Here is a 14,692-nt window from a genome sequence, read left to right as displayed (position 1 = left end):
GGCATCGCGTTAACGATGGCAGGAAGGTAAGCTTGGCAGGCCGCTGGAACGAAAGCCGGATTGCAGGCATAGTGCATGCCGGGGACGGAGAGCCGCGGTGAACAGGCCGGAGGCCAGACGTCAGATGCGTTCCTTTTTCATTGCGTTCACTTCGCTGATGCTTTTGAGCGCGGGCACCGCGCAGGCCAAGGTCGACATTACCGTCGACAAGGACAATCAACAGATGACCGTCGTGGTCGACGGAGTGACCCGGTACCATTGGCCGGTGTCGACAGGTATTCCCTCGCGCGAGACGCCGAACGGCTCCTTCCGTGCCTTCCGCATGGAAGAGGATCACTTCTCCAAGGAATTCGACGACGCGCCGATGCCGCACTCGATCTTCTTCACCAAGGTCGGGCACGCCATCCACGGCACCGACTCGGTCGGACGGCTGGGCACCCCCGCTTCGCATGGCTGCGTGCGGCTGTCGCGTCAGAACGCTTCGACGCTCTACGCGCTGGTGCAGGAGCAAGGCGTGCTCAATACAACGGTGACGCTGACCGGCTCGGCGCAGGTCGCACTGGCTCGCAACCCCCGCGGCCGCGCCAGCAACGCCGTGGCCCGCGCCCAGCAGCCGGCCGCGGAGCAATACGCCACCTCGGGCGATCCCGTCAGTCTGACGCCGCCGATGCAGCCCACGCGGCGCTACATCCAGCAGGACGACAACTACATCTATCCCGCGGACGGCAGCGACACGGGCGCGCGCTATCCCGCGCCGCGCCCGATCACCCGCCCCTATGGCGCGCAGGTCTACCAGCAGCTGCCTCAACCAGACCCGAATTACGGCCAGGCGTATGGCCAGGAGCAGGGCTACTATCAGCCGCAGCCGCGTCAGTATTATCAGCCGCGCAACTACTTCTATCAGAACTGACGCTATTGCTTGAACGCGGAGTCGCCGCGTTCAACGATTGTCCTGAGAGCATCGACGAAGGCGCGCGCGACCGGCTCGAGGATGTCGGGTCCGGTTGCGCCGAGATCATCCGCAGGCGTGTGAAAGGTTTGATGGCGGCCGGCCATGCCGAGAAAGTTGGCGTAGCCAGCCGCATGGACGTCGCGCAGCTCGCCGACTGCCTGCTTCTCCGCCACCAGGCGTTTGGCCGCGACCCCGGCGAAGGCCTCGTCGGTCAGCGCAACGGCTGACTTGCTCAGCACCAGATAGCGCTCCTCCTCCGGCCTGTTGGTGCGAGCGCCTTCCGCGAAGGCATAGCACGCGTTCGACGAGCCGAAGTGAACCCAGGCCAACGTCTGCCTTGGCGAAGGCGCACCGTCCTTCAGGAACAGCTCCATGCCGCCATGGCCGATCTCGTGACCTGCGGTGGCGATGAAGACGAAATGCGCCTGCCATTTCTCCGCCGCGGCAGTGCGCGCCAGCGCCAGGAAATTGGCGATGCCGGGACCGCGCTCGCAGACGCACGAGTACCAACCGGTCATGGGCGTGGAGACCACGAGGGTCGGCCCGCGACCGACGCCCATCTCGGCGATGACATTGCGGCCCGACACACTGCGCTCGTAATGACCTGAAACGTCGAACGTGACGGGCGCGCTCGATGCGAGCGCGCGCTCGAACGTCGCCCGCGCCTTGGCGCCGACCACCATCACCGGCACCGGCCAGGGCGCGTCCTCCTGCGTGACGTTGTAGGCAAAGCGATCGTCGGCGGGATTGCCGATCATCAGCAGGATGGCGGCGGGCTTCCTGGCCGCGGCTTCGCTGATCGCCGCTCGATGGGCCGGACCATGATAGGCGCCGCGATCGAACGGCAGCTCGAGCCAAAGAATCTTCCCGGCGACATCGCCATCGCGGGCGAGCGGCGCCGACAGGTGGAAGCCGGCCTTGTCCTCCGGCGGCCACCAGAACGGTGTCGCCTCGACCGCCGTGCCTGCCGCTTCCGCGCTGGCCCGCTCCACGACATATTGCCGGCCCAGCACGACGGGCTGGAACTTGATCGCGTAGCCGGCCTCAGAGAGCTCGCCCGCGATCCAGTCGGCGGTCGCGCGATCGCCTGACGAGCCGAAGCGGTGCAGGCCGAACGAGGCATAGCGCGCCACATCGGCGTAGAGACTTGCGCCCGACAACACGTCCTTGGCCGCCGCCTGTCCAACCATCAGAACCGCCATGGTTGCGATGAAGATGAGCCGCATCTGCGTAGCTCCCGGTCTTTTTTGACGACCAGTTTCGGCTTTCCCCGGCCGACGTCAACCGCCCCCGCCGACCAGCACGAACGGCGCCCACACGGCCGGATCGGCGTTGCGCGGTGACGACCGATCCGCAATCAGGGCTTTCATCGACCGCCGCAACGCCTCGGCGCGGCCGATGCCGGGATGCGCGGCGAGCTCGGAGAACGTACCCGTGGTCAGGCGCACCGCCGCATCGGAATCGACCGGCCAGTGCGAAACCAGGAGCGCCCGCGCGCCGGCATAGAAGAAAGCGCGCGCGAGACCCGAAAGGCCTTCAGCGCCGGGCACATCGCCCGCGGCGGTGTTGCAGGCCGATAGCACCGCCCAGTCGGCATCGAGCTTGAGTTTTGCGACACGGCTTGCGGTGAGCAGGCCGTCGTCATCGCTGGTTGGCCGGTCCGGCAGCGTCAGCACCAGCGCGGGTTCGCTGAGGCCGTTGACCTCACCCGCGACCAGCCCGTGGGTGGCGAAATCGACGACGCGGTATTGGTCCAGCGGCAGCTGGTTGACGTTGGTCACGGTCGCGGCGGCGCCGAGCTTGACGTCATCCTGCGGCGAAGCCCCGAGCGCCTTCGCAACGGCCTGGAGCTCGCCCGCCGTCTCCGGCAGCGCCGGCAGGCCGGTACGCAGGCGCTCGAGATCGACAGCGGAGCCCTCATAATAGCTCTGATAAGGCTGCACGTTGCGTCCCGCGCGTTTGTCGCCGGGCGAGCGTTGCAATACAGGATCACCAAAGCCGATGAACGGCTTTTGCGCACGCGAGTCCCTGGCAAAGTTGCGCAGCGCACGCAGGCTCGGCACCGAAGGCAGCACCGTGACGGCACGCTCGTTGAGCAGCCACGCGGCCCGCCTGTATCGGTCGGCGGCGGCGCCATCGGGCTTCTTCGTCACCAGCACCTGGAACGGCAGGCTGGTCAGTGCGCCCGCAGGGACGATCAACAGTTTCGGCTTGCCGACGATATCGGCGGCGATCGGGCCGAACAGGGCGTTGTAGAGATCGAACGACGCATCGAGGTCGAACGAGGATTGCGCCGCCTCCGGATCGGTGAGCCCCTGCCGCAGATGAGCGACGCGGTCGTTGATCTCGCGGCCGCCGAGTGCGACCTGTCGGAGCGCGCTGGCCTCATGTGTGACTGCGAAAGCATAGGTCTTGTCGCCGAGCGCGATGAAGGTCACCAGCGCTTCATCCGGCTTCAACAACGTCTGCGTTTGCGCGATCGACAGCGGCTGCGGATTGGATAATTCGGCAAAGGCCGGAAAGCTGCGCCCGAGCTGGGTCGTGGCGTCGTCAAGCGACTTCTGCGCTTGCGCCGCTTGGGCGCGCAGGCTCGCGATCAGCTGATCGTTGCGCTTTCCGTCCGCCTGCCCAAGCTCGGATGTGATGCGCTTGTCGAGCGTATCGACGCTCGCCTTCAGATCCTGCTGCCGGCGGACCAAACCCGCGATGGCATCGTTGCCGGCGCCGAAGCGGGCCGCCATCTGCGCCAGCGCGGCGCCCGCCTTGGTCTCATGCGCGCGCTGTGCGGCGCCGAAGGCTTCATCCCTCGCCGCGACGTCGGGCTTGCCGTCCGCAACGCGCCAGATCGCATCGATCAGCCAGGGATCGAGCTCGGTGAAACGAGTGAATTGCGCATTTCGCTGTGCGTCGAGCGCGGTGGCGGCGAGCCGCAGGCGCGTCAGGCTGTCGGCCCATTCGCCCTCGCGGCGATCGACGTCGGCGAGATTGATCAGGGTTGCGATCGTGTCCTGATGGCGCGGCCCGAGCTTGTCTTGGGCAATCGCCAGCGCGCGCCCGAGCAGGCTGCGCGCCTCGGTCAAATTGCCCGTCTTGAGGTCGAGCAGCGCGACAGCGCGCAGATCCTTGATCAGTTGGGGATGCGCTCCGCCGAGCACGCGCTCGTCGATCTCGAGACAGCGCACCAGATAGGGCCTGGCCTCGTCCGTCTTGCCGGCCTGCATCAAGGCCTGTCCGAGCGAGCCCGCCGCCAGCGCGCTCGCGCCGCTGCCTTCGCCGAATTTGCGCTCCATCACCGCGAGCGAGCGGCGGTAGAGGCCGAGGGCCTGGTCATTGCGCCCGAGGCTGGCATAGGTGTTGGCGAGATTGTTGAGGGCGCGTCCGACATCGGGGCTATCGGGGCCAAAGGCCTTCTCGTCGATCGCGAGCGCGCGCTCCTGGACGCCGGCGGCCGCGTCGTTCTTGCCCTGTGCCGAATAGACGTTGGCAAGGTTGTTCAGCCCGATCGCCGTGGTCGGATGGTTGGGGCCGTAGATCCGCTCGTAGGCCTGCAGCGTCTGCTGGTAGAGCTTCTCGGCCTCGGCGTACCGCGCCTCGTGTTCCAGCACGGTCGCAAGATTGCCCATGGTAGCCGCGACGTTCGGATGCGCCTCGCCGCTGCGCGCCCGCGCGATGGCCAATGCGCGCCGCATGACGGCCTCGGCGTCGGACAGATGCCCGGCATCGAGATCGAGGTTGCCGAGATCGTTGAGCATCTTGTCATAGTTCGGTGCGGCTTCTGCATTGCCGCCAAAGTTGCGGTCGAGCAGCTCGATTCCTTGCTTCAGCAGATGCTCGCCGTCGTCGAAGCGCCCCTGCAAGCCGTAGACATCGCCGAGATTGTCCAGGGCGGAAGCAACATCGAGCGGCGGCGCGTCGGCGGCCTGCAGGCCGGCAAGCGCGCGTTCGAAATACCCGGCCGCTTCCTTGTAGTTCTCCTTGTCACGCTCCAATCCGCCGAGCGCGGCCAGCGTATCGGAGAGACGGACGTCGCCGGCACCGAACGCGCCGGTGCCGAGCGCCAGCGCCCGTTCGGCCACCGTCGTCGCCTCAGCCCGCCGGTCGAGCATGCCGAGCGACCCGACCAGAAGGTTGGAGGTGCGCAGGATCGAGGCGACGTCGTTGTTGCGAAGCTTGATGGCGAGCGCGGCATTCAGCCTGTCGACGGCCTCGGGATAGCGCCCGAGATTGTGCAGGAACATGCCTTCGTTATGCAGCACGCCGGCATAATTCATGTTGTCCGCGCCCTGGCGGCGGCGCACCATGGCTTCCAGTTTCTGCGCGGCAACCAGGCCCTCGGCCCAATGCCCCGCTTGCGTCGCCGCATTCATCTGCGCGAGCAGCGCATCGAAATCATTGCCGCGCTGGGCGGAGGCTGGTCCGCAAGCCAGGACCGCGAGCAAGAATGCGACGAACAAGGGAGCGCGTCTCATGCGAAAATTCCGTCACGCGCGTCGAATGGCAATCTTGGGAGGATAAGGGCGCCGGCTATCCCTGTCGACCACTGGACTGGACGAACGCAGCAAAGATTTCATATGCTTTTTCTTTTCACTTGCGCTGCGAGCCCTGATGCCGTCACGTGTTGCGACAATTCTGACCGTGCTTTCGGTTCTCACGACAGGACAAGCCATGACCGACAAGGCGATGGCGTTCGATCTCGAGGCGCATCGCGGCGGACGGGCGCTGCTGCCGGAAAACACCCTGCCGGCCTTCGCCAACGCCCTCACGATGGGCGTGGACACGCTCGAGCTCGACGTCGGCGTGACCTCGGATGGCGAGGTGGTCGTGTCGCATGAGCGCGGGCTCAATCCCGATCTCGCGCGGGATGCTGATGGCACCTACGTCGCGGCACCCGGCACGCCCTTCGTCAAGCTGCGCTTCGCCGACGTCAGGACCTATGACGTCGGCCGGATCCGGCCAGACAGCGCCTACGCCAAACAGTTCCCCGACCAGCGCGCCGTGCCGGGGACGCGCATTCCCACGCTGAAAGAGCTGTTCGCGCTGGTGCGCAAATCCGGCAACGAGCGCGTCCGCTTCAACATCGAGACCAAGATCGATCCGGATCATCCGGATCAATCGCTGGGGCCGCAGGCTTTCGTCTCGAAGCTGCTCGGGGTGACCGCGGACGAAAAATTCTCCGACCGCGTCATGATCCAGTCGTTCGATTGGCGGACGCTGCTGCTCGTTCAGCAGCAGGCCCCGAAAATTCCGACGGTGTACCTGACGCTCCAGCGTGGCTCGGCACCGACCAACGCTCTCGACAAGGCCACCAGCTGGACGGCAGGCTTCAACCCGGCCGATCACGGCGGCTCGCTGCCGCGCACCATCAAGGCCGCGGGCGGTGCGGTGTGGTCGCCCTATTTCGGTGACGTGACCGGGGCGCTCGTCGCTGAGGCCCATACGCTGGGATTGCGCGTCGTGGTCTGGACCGTCAACAAGCCCGAAGACATGGCCCGGATGATCGAGCTCGGCGTCGACGGCATCATCTCGGACAGGCCGGATCTGCTGCGGCAGGTCGCCGGCGAGAAGGGCATCGCGCTGCCGGCGGGGACGCCGGTCCAGCCGTAGGCCTTGGATGATCTCGTGTCCCGGACGCGGCGCGGCATGAAATGACGCGACGCAGAGCCGGGACCCAGCAGACATGGGCCCCGGCTCTGCAGCGCACCGCTGAAGAAGCGCTGCGCTGCGTCCGGGGCACCGAGCTTACTGCTCCCCGTAGCGCAAGCGCCGGTATAGCGCGCCCAAGATGTTGGAATAGTCGTCGGTCCAGACCCGCACCTTCTCATCGGGCTCGGTCTCCTCCCATTGCTTGGAGGATGCCAGCTTGCCGACGTCCTCGGCCTCGCGCGCGGAGATGACGACGTCGGTGGAAAAGATGTAGTCGGCATCGCGGCCCGAATCCTCGTCGTAGACCCAGCTCTTGAGATCGTTGGCATCTGCGATGCCGACCACGACGGGCTCCAGATCGAGATGGCGGTTGGAGACGTGCATCACCACGGCGCCGTGCGGGGCGAGCTTGTCCTTGTAGATCTTCATCGCCTCTTCTGTCGCCAGATGAATCGGGATCGCATCCGACGAATAGGCGTCGACAATGATGAGATCGTAGACGCCGTCGGGCTCTCTTGCGAAGGTGAGGCGCGCATCACCAATCACCGGCTTCAAATCCGGCAGGCAGCTCGAGATGTAGCGGAAATTCTTCGGGTCGCGCGCCGCATCCACCATGGACTGGTCGATCTCGAAGAATTTCCAGTCCTCGCCGGGCTCGGCGGCGCAGGCGAGCGTGCCTGATCCAACGCCGATCGCCGCGACCTTCAACGGCGCGCCCTTGCGCTCGCGGATCGCGGTGATGGCCTGACCGATGCCGCCATCCCGGTGATAGTAGGTGATCGGCTCGGGTCGGCCGGTGACCGGCGTGCCGTCATTGTTGCGGAAGCGCTCGGCGCCGTGAATCGTGGTGCCGTGCATCAGCACATGGAAATAGCCGCCAGGGGTCTCCACGATCTTGTGCACGCCGAAGAAGCTGCGCACCGTGGTGACGCGGCCCTCGTCGGCCGGATAGATCCGCGTCAAGGCCAGCGCCAGCGCGACCGTGGCAAAGATCTTCCAGCGGCCGGCATTGAGCACGAGCGCCAGCAGCGCTGCCAGCACGCCGACGGCGCCGGCGACCCAGACGCGTTGATCCTCGAGCCAGGTCGAGAGCCCGCCCGTCGTGTAGGACGGCGCAACCAGCGCGACCGCGAGCACGGCCAGCGTCAACCAATACCATTTCACGATGCCCGCGAGACGCTCGTTCGCCGAGGGCCGGCACAGCGCCGCGAGCGCGACCAAAATCGGATATTCGGCGATCCAGGAGAACGTGAAGGGCGCGACGAGGCCGGCGAACAGGCCTCCGACCATGCCGCCGAACGACAGCGCGACATAGAAGCCGGTCAGATACTTTGCGGCCGGCCGCGTCCGCGCCAATTCGCCATGGCAGGCCATCGCGATGATGAAGAAGCAGAGTTGATGGCCGCCGAGCGTCAGCAGCAGATTCTGCTCGCCGCCGAAAGCCAGCAGGATGACGACGCCCGCGATCGCCGCCGGCTGGAGCATCAGCATCCATTTGTGCGGCAAGAGCGGCCGCGACTGGAACACCACCACCCAGGTCAGGAGGTAAAGCGACAGTGGCAGCACCCACAAGAGTGGCGCCGCCGCGACGTCGGTGGAGATATGCGCGGTGACTGCGATGAGCAGGCCCGACGGAACTGCCGCGAGGAAGATCCACCGCAGCCGCGTCACGATGCCTGGCGCCGGCGCATTCGCGTCGCCGGTCCGCACATCGGCCAGCGCAACCGTCGGCGAGCGCAGCAGCAGAACGCCGCAGGCGGCAATCAGCAGGATCAGCAGGCCATAGCCGCCGGTCCAGAGCCGGTTCTGCGTATGCAGCGTGAACATCGGCTCCAGCAGAAAGGGATAGGACAGCAGCGCGAGGAAGCTGCCGATGTTGGACGACGCATAGAGGAAGTACGGATCGTGACCATCCGGGTGGCCGGTACGGACGAACCATGCCTGCAGCAGCGGATTGTTGGCAGCGAGTGCGAAGAACGGCAGCCCGATCGACATCACGAACAGCCCGAGCAGCCAGAATGCGTAGCCCGACGCCGGCGGCTCGCCATAGCCACTGGCAATGCCGAGCGGCAGCGTGATGAAGGCTGCGATCAGCAACGCAAGATGCACCACGACCGGAACCACGCGGTTCTTCACCTGCATCAGCAGATGCGCATAGGCATAGCCCGCCAGCAGCAAGGACTGGAAGAACACCATCGCCACCGACCACACCGCCGGCGAGCCGCCGAGCCGCGGCAGCACCATTTTCGTGAACAGCGGCTGCACCGAGAACAGCAGGAGCGCGCTGACGAAGATCGCGGCGGTGTAGACCGTCAGCAGCAGCCGGTTGCGCGAGGCGGACGGCTGCTCCGTAGCGGCGGGTTGCACGATCGAATCCATGGAAGCTCCGGCTTACCTCCGGCGGGCGCCGGCCGGGTGCAATGGAGCACACCGCGCCTGAACCGGCAATAAATGGTCTCGTGATGTTGCAGCGAGGAATGCCTGATATAGAACGTCATTGCGGGGCGACGCGTGGCGTAGAACCCGACATGACGCCAGGAACATCATGACCGAAACCGACGTCGTCATCATCGGCGCTGGCCATAATGGCCTCACCTGCGCGGCCTATCTCGCGATGGCGGGCTTGCGCGTGCATGTTGTCGAGCGCCGCAAGGTGGTCGGCGGGGCCGCTGTCACGGAGGAGTTTCATCCGGGCTTTCGCAACTCGGTCGCGGCCTACACGGTGAGCCTGCTCAATCCGCAGGTCGTCGGCGACCTCGGACTTGCAGAACAAGGCTTGCGCGTCGTCGAACGGCGCGCGCAGAATTTTCTGCCCGCACCTGATGGAAGCTATCTCCTCACCGGCGAGGGCCGGACCAAAGCGTCGGTTGCGCGGCTCAGCGCGCGCGACGCCGATGCGCTCGACGGATTTTCGCGCGATCTCGAGGACATCGCCGACGTGCTGCGACAGTTCGTGCTGCGCGCGCCGCCGAACCTGCTCGACAGTTTTGGCCTCGGCGCGATCCGCGAGGCCACGAATGCGCTCGCGACGGCCAATATCCTGCGCGGCCTGACGCTGGAGCAAAGCCGCAGCCTGCTCGATCTCTTCACCCGCTCGGCCGGCGAGATGCTGGACGAACGCTTCGAGCACGATCTCGTCAAGGCGCTGTTCGGCTTCGATGCCATCGTCGGCAATTATGCGAGCCCTTATGCGGCCGGCTCGGCCTATGTGATGCTGCATCACGCCTTTGGCGAGGTGAACGGCAAGAAGGGCGTCTGGGGCCACGCGATCGGCGGCATGGGCGCGATCACGCAGGCGATGGCGCGGGCGGCGCGCGCGCGCGGCGTCACGATCGACCTTGATGCCGGCGTGCGCGAGGTGATCGTCGAGCGCGACCGCGCCGTCGGCGTGGTGCTGGAGAACGGCACGGCCATTCGCGCAAAATATGTGGCTGCGAACGTCAATCCTAAGCTGCTCTACACGCGGCTGGTCGCGGCCGATGCGCTGCCCCAGGATTTCCTCGCCCGCATTCGCAACTGGAAGAACGGCTCCGGCACGTTTCGCATGAACGTGGCGCTGGACCGCCTGCCCTCCTTCATGGCGCTGCCGGGCGATGGCGATCACCTCACCTCCGGCATCATCCTGGCGCCTGATCTCGGCTATATGGACCGTGCCTGGCTCGACGCGCGGGCGCAGGGCTGGAGTAAGCAACCGATCGTCGAGATGCTGATCCCCTCGACGCTCGACGACACGCTTGCGCCCGCGGGGCAACACGTGGCGAGCTTGTTCTGCCAGCACGTCGCGCCGGAACTCCCTGACGGCAAGTCCTGGGACGACCACCGCGAGGAGGTCGCCGATCTCATGATCGCGACGGTGGATAGTTACGCGCCGGGCTTTGCGGGAAGCGTGCTCGGTCGCCAGATCCTGTCCCCGCTCGATCTCGAGCGGCAGTTCGGCCTGTTAGGCGGCGACATCTTCCACGGCGCACTGACGCTGAACCAGCTGTTCTCGGCGCGGCCGATGCTGGGCCATGCCGATTATCGGGGACCCGTGAGGGGCCTCTACCATTGCGGCTCGGGCGCCCATCCCGGCGGCGGCGTCACCGGCGCCCCCGGCCATAACGCGGCACAGGCGATCTTGCGGGATCACCGCAGCCTGTTCGCAAGCCGTTGATAAGTCTGTGGACGGGCTGTGGACAGGCCTGTCGGCGGCTTGTTGGCAAGTCTGTTGCCAGGGCTGTGGTGAAGCGGTGGGATCCTGCCGCGACCGCCGGGGATAACCGGGGATCATGCTGTGGAGAAGGGACTGGATAGACCCCGGACAAGCCGGTGGAAGGCTTCATGATCGCGAGCGGACAAGTTGTGGGCACAGGCGGCGATGTCAGCCTCGCTTGCTCGCCAAAACGACAACGCCCGCCAGGGGGCAACTCCCCAGCGGGCGGTCGTCGAAAAAGCCGTCTAAGAAGAAACTGGCCCCGCTGGGAAATGGAGGCAGAAATTACTTCAAGGAGCTGCTAATCGAACCGAACTTGTCGTTCATGGTGGTGCCCAGGCTGTTCACCACGGTGATGATCGCCAGCGCGATACCGGCCGCGATCAGACCGTATTCGATCGCAGTCGCGCCTGATTCATCGGACCAGAACTTGGAAATCATGTGCTTCAAGATTCGCCTCCATTTCGATGCCGAACTGAGTTGGTTGGACCTCAGGAAATCTACGGAGCACAACCTACGGTCCAGTTAATCTGGGAACCGCAAGTTATGCGGAAAATTGGGAACAAAAGTTCCCCAAATTGAACTCAACGGAACCCTTCCATGCAGCCCCTGCCCACCCATCGCGCCAGCTTTTCAATCGGCAACGAGGCGGCTGCCAGGCGTGTCGTCGACGTGCTTACGGAGGTGTTTTTCGAGGGCGATGCCGCGGTCGCCGCTTTCGAACGGCCGGACGGACAATGGGATGTCACACTGCATTTTGCCGAGGCGCCGGACCACGAATTGCTCCGCGAACTCGTTGCAACTTCAGCAGGAAATGACATCGCCGCCACGCTTGAATTCGACACCGTCGAGGCCAAGGACTGGGTCAAGGCGTGCCTGGAGGATCTCGTGCCGGTACCGGCCGGACGCTTCGTCATCCATGGCAGTCACGACCGCGACCGCGTGGCGCCAAACAAGCTCGCGATCGAGATCGAGGCGGCGCTCGCCTTCGGTACCGGACACCACGGGACCACGCGCGGCTGTTTACTTCTGCTTGACCATGTCCTGAAGCATGCGCGACCCAAGCGCGTGCTCGACCTCGGCACCGGGACCGGCGTGCTGGGGATCGCGGCCGCCAAGGCGCTGCATCTGAGTGTGCTGGCCTCCGACATCGACGCGCCCTCGGTGCGCGTCGCGGCCGAGAACGCGGCCCTGAACGAAGTGGGTCAATATGTGCGGGCCATCCGGGCGACCGGCTTCGCCGCACCGGACTTTGCCAGATGCGGCCCGTTCGACCTGGTGCTGGCCAACATCCTGGCCAATCCGCTACGGCAATTGGCCGGCCCCATGGCCCGGCATCTGGTGCCGGGCGGGCGCGTCATCCTTTCCGGCCTGTTGAACCACCAGGCCCCCGCCGTGATCGCGGCCTACCGCGCACGTGGCCTGGTGCCGCTCCGGCATCTGCGGATCGAGGGCTGGAGCAGTCTGTTGTTGCGGAAGGTGTCGTAGGGCGGATTAGCGAAGCGTAATCCGCCAACGCATGTCGCATCAAAATGGTGGGTCACGCATTCGGCTAGACCACTCTACGGCAGCGTCGATGCCGCGCTACTCCGCAGGCTTGTCGTCCCGGCTGGTCGTGCGATCGCCCCGCGAGAGCCGCCTGGCGCGGCGTTCGGCGAAACGGTCGATCATCTGGCTGATGAGGCCGCGCGGCTTCTTCGGCGTCGTTGCAGCCGGCGCGCGGCGCACCGGCGGCGAAATCTTCTCAAAGGTGAACGCTGGCATCGTGTGTCCCCTCGCCGTTGAGATGAACCACTTGCTCGAACTTCCCTGTTATCCGGACGAAGCGCAACTGCCGCATCCATTACTCCACTCAATTCGAATGGAACATTTTCAAGCACAGTCCATGCCAGATGAGAGGGCAATTGCGTCTACATTGCGGACTGATCGCCATGATTCTAAACTGAGCCATGTTCGAAGCACACTTCCAGACATTCGAGGAGCCCGAGGCCGGCGTCGCATTGACGGCGCGTCTGGCTGCGCTCCGTGAAGAACTCGCCCGCCGCAAGCTGACCGGCTTTGTCGTTCCGCGCGCCGATCAGCAGCAGAACGAGTATGTGGCGCCCTCTGAAGAGCGGCTCGCCTGGCTGACCGGATTCACCGGCTCAGCGGGGCTTGCCGTGGTGCTGGCCCAGGAAGCCGCTGTTTTCGTCGACGGCCGCTACACGATCCAGGCGGCCAAGCAGGTCGACGCCAAGGCGTGGGCGGTGGAATCGCTGATCGATCCACCGCCGGAGAGTTGGGTCTCCGCGCATCTCAAACCCGGCGATCGCCTAGGATTTGACCCGTGGCTGCACACTTTTGCAGCAGCCGAGCGCCTCTCCGCCGCCTGCACCAAGGTCGACGCCGAGCTGGTAGCGGTCGACAGCAATCCGATCGATGCGGTCTGGCAGGACCGGCCGCAACCGCCGGTCGCGCCGGTCGCGATCCACGGCCTGCAACATGCCGGCATCGCCGAGGCCGAGAAGGTGGTGCAGATCAAGACCGAGATCGAGAAGCTGGGCGCCGACGCGCTGGTGCTGTCGGACAGCCATGCGGTCGCCTGGACCTTCAACATCCGCGGCGCCGACGTCGCGCATACGCCGCTGCCGCTGTCCTACGCGCTGGTGCCCAAGGTCGGCCGTCCGACCGTGTTCATCGACCACCGCAAGCTCTCCAATGTGACGCGCGACCATCTCGAGCAATCGGCCGATGTGCGCGAGGCGGACGCGCTGACGCCGACGCTGATGGCGCTCGCCAAAAGCGGCGCGACGATCGCGCTCGACAGCGCCACCGCGGCCGACGCGCTGAGCCGCCTGATCGCTGATGGCGGCGGCAAGCCGCTGCGCGGCAGCGATCCGATCGCGCTGCTCAAGGCCGTCAAGAACGCGACCGAGATCAAGGGCACGCAGACGGCGCACCGGCGCGACGCCATCGCGCTGGCGCGCTTCCTCGCCTTCATCGATCGCGAGGCAGGAAGCGGCAAGCTCACCGAGATCGACGCCGTCGAGGCGCTGGAAACGTTCCGTCGCGACACCGGCGCCCTGAAAGACGTGTCGTTCCCGACCATCTCAGGAACGGGACCGAACGGCGCCATCGTGCATTACCGCGTCACCCGCAAGAGCAACCGGCGGATCGTGCCCGGCGATCTGCTGCTGATCGATTCCGGCGCGCAATATGAAGACGGCACCACCGACGTTACCCGCACCATGGCGATCGGCGAGCCGACGGAGGAGATGCGTGACCGCTTCACCCGCGTGCTGCGCGGCCATATCGGGATCGCGCGCGCGGTCTTCCCTGATGGCACCACCGGCGCGCAGCTCGACACGCTGGCGCGGCAATATCTCTGGGCCGCCGGCGTCGATTTCGAGCACGGCACCGGCCACGGCGTCGGCAGCTATCTCAGTGTGCATGAAGGCCCGGCGCGGATCTCGAAGCTCGGCACCACGCCGCTGAAGCGCGGCATGATCCTCTCCAACGAGCCCGGCTATTACAAGACCGACGGCTTCGGCATCCGCATCGAGAACCTCGAGCTGGTGGTTGCCGCCGACATCAAGGGCGCCGAGAAATCGATGAACGCATTCGAGACGCTGACCCTGGCGCCGATCGACCGCCGGCTGATCGACGCGGCCATGCTCAGCCGCGAGGAGCTTGCCTGGCTCAACGCCTACCACGCGCGCGTCCGCGCCGAAGTGGGGCCGGCGCTGGATGCGACGACAAAGGCCTGGCTGGAACAGGCCACGGCGGAGCTGAAGCCGTAGGCGCATGGCACCACGCGCTTTGCGCAAGGCTCTTTCCCCACGATAACTGTCATGCCCCGCGAAGGCGGGGCATCCAGTATTCCAGAGACAGCAGACGTATGCGGAAAGGCCGCGGCGTACTGGATT

At 65.8% G+C, this 14,692-nt stretch carries 10 protein-coding genes; 5 read left to right on the top strand and 5 right to left on the bottom strand.

The window, feature by feature from the left end:
• Window positions 1-124: 124 nt before the first annotated feature.
• Window positions 125-910, top strand: coding sequence for a L,D-transpeptidase (locus XH91_RS09230; RefSeq protein WP_164933986.1), 786 nt, complete (start codon window positions 125-127; stop codon window positions 908-910).
• 2 nt (window positions 911-912) lie between these two features.
• Here XH91_RS09230 and XH91_RS09225 read toward each other — a convergent pair whose 3' ends face one another.
• Complete coding sequence (locus XH91_RS09225; protein ID WP_128950300.1) at window positions 913-2,178, bottom strand: hypothetical protein; 1,266 nt, start codon at window positions 2,176-2,178, stop codon at window positions 913-915.
• A gap of 54 nt (window positions 2,179-2,232) precedes the next feature.
• Window positions 2,233-5,421 (bottom strand): CHAT domain-containing tetratricopeptide repeat protein, encoded by a 3,189-nt coding sequence (locus XH91_RS09220; RefSeq protein WP_128950299.1) that lies wholly within the window; start codon window positions 5,419-5,421, stop codon window positions 2,233-2,235.
• A 196-nt stretch (window positions 5,422-5,617) separates the two neighbouring features.
• Between XH91_RS09220 and XH91_RS09215 the strand changes: the two genes are divergently transcribed.
• A complete protein-coding gene (locus tag XH91_RS09215) occupies window positions 5,618-6,556 on the top strand; it encodes a glycerophosphodiester phosphodiesterase (RefSeq protein ID WP_245477292.1) in 939 nt (312 codons plus the stop codon).
• A gap of 135 nt (window positions 6,557-6,691) precedes the next feature.
• Here XH91_RS09215 and XH91_RS09210 read toward each other — a convergent pair whose 3' ends face one another.
• Window positions 6,692-8,974, bottom strand: a complete 2,283-nt coding sequence (locus XH91_RS09210) for a spermidine synthase (protein WP_128950297.1) — start codon at window positions 8,972-8,974, stop codon at window positions 6,692-6,694.
• A gap of 166 nt (window positions 8,975-9,140) precedes the next feature.
• Here XH91_RS09210 and XH91_RS09205 point away from each other — a divergent pair, with 166 nt between their 5' ends.
• Window positions 9,141-10,748: a phytoene desaturase family protein gene (locus XH91_RS09205; protein WP_128950296.1), complete on the top strand. Its 1,608-nt coding sequence runs from the start codon at window positions 9,141-9,143 to the stop codon at window positions 10,746-10,748.
• A 324-nt stretch (window positions 10,749-11,072) separates the two neighbouring features.
• Here the strand turns inward: XH91_RS09205 and XH91_RS09200 are convergent, their stop codons facing one another.
• Window positions 11,073-11,228: a Flp family type IVb pilin gene (locus XH91_RS09200; RefSeq protein WP_128954778.1), complete on the bottom strand. Its 156-nt coding sequence runs from the start codon at window positions 11,226-11,228 to the stop codon at window positions 11,073-11,075.
• Window positions 11,229-11,387: 159 nt separating this feature from the next.
• On the opposite strand from XH91_RS09200, the gene XH91_RS09195 reads away from it, so the two are divergent.
• Window positions 11,388-12,275, top strand: coding sequence for a 50S ribosomal protein L11 methyltransferase (locus tag XH91_RS09195; protein WP_128950295.1), 888 nt, complete (start codon window positions 11,388-11,390; stop codon window positions 12,273-12,275).
• A gap of 96 nt (window positions 12,276-12,371) precedes the next feature.
• On the opposite strand, the gene XH91_RS09190 is transcribed toward XH91_RS09195, so the two are convergent.
• Window positions 12,372-12,551 carry a hypothetical protein gene (locus XH91_RS09190; protein ID WP_128950294.1) on the bottom strand — a complete coding sequence of 60 codons (180 nt, stop codon included), beginning with the start codon at window positions 12,549-12,551 and terminating at the stop codon, window positions 12,372-12,374.
• A 185-nt stretch (window positions 12,552-12,736) separates the two neighbouring features.
• Here XH91_RS09190 and XH91_RS09185 point away from each other — a divergent pair, with 185 nt between their 5' ends.
• The gene (locus XH91_RS09185; protein WP_128950293.1) at window positions 12,737-14,566 is read left to right on the top strand and encodes an aminopeptidase P family protein; all 1,830 of its coding nucleotides are present in this window, start codon (window positions 12,737-12,739) and stop codon (window positions 14,564-14,566) included.
• The last annotated feature ends 126 nt before the right edge of the window (window positions 14,567-14,692 follow it).

Origin of the sequence: Bradyrhizobium guangzhouense, assembly GCF_004114955.1 — a bacterium.
Classification (GTDB): domain Bacteria; phylum Pseudomonadota; class Alphaproteobacteria; order Rhizobiales; family Xanthobacteraceae; genus Bradyrhizobium; species Bradyrhizobium guangzhouense.
The sequence above is the reverse complement of the archived record's forward strand: the minus strand, read 5'-3'. Positions and strand labels throughout refer to the sequence as shown.

Coding starts and splice junctions, on each gene's coding strand:
- XH91_RS09230 (WP_164933986.1), top strand. CDS start 125: ATGCGTTCCTTTTTCATTGCGTTCACTTCGCTGATGCTTTTGAGCGCG.
- XH91_RS09225 (WP_128950300.1), bottom strand. CDS start 2,178: ATGCGGCTCATCTTCATCGCAACCATGGCGGTTCTGATGGTTGGACAG.
- XH91_RS09220 (WP_128950299.1), bottom strand. CDS start 5,421: ATGAGACGCGCTCCCTTGTTCGTCGCATTCTTGCTCGCGGTCCTGGCT.
- XH91_RS09215 (WP_245477292.1), top strand. CDS start 5,618: ATGACCGACAAGGCGATGGCGTTCGATCTCGAGGCGCATCGCGGCGGA.
- XH91_RS09210 (WP_128950297.1), bottom strand. CDS start 8,974: ATGGATTCGATCGTGCAACCCGCCGCTACGGAGCAGCCGTCCGCCTCG.
- XH91_RS09205 (WP_128950296.1), top strand. CDS start 9,141: ATGACCGAAACCGACGTCGTCATCATCGGCGCTGGCCATAATGGCCTC.
- XH91_RS09200 (WP_128954778.1), bottom strand. CDS start 11,228: ATGATTTCCAAGTTCTGGTCCGATGAATCAGGCGCGACTGCGATCGAA.
- XH91_RS09195 (WP_128950295.1), top strand. CDS start 11,388: ATGCAGCCCCTGCCCACCCATCGCGCCAGCTTTTCAATCGGCAACGAG.
- XH91_RS09190 (WP_128950294.1), bottom strand. CDS start 12,551: ATGCCAGCGTTCACCTTTGAGAAGATTTCGCCGCCGGTGCGCCGCGCG.
- XH91_RS09185 (WP_128950293.1), top strand. CDS start 12,737: ATGTTCGAAGCACACTTCCAGACATTCGAGGAGCCCGAGGCCGGCGTC.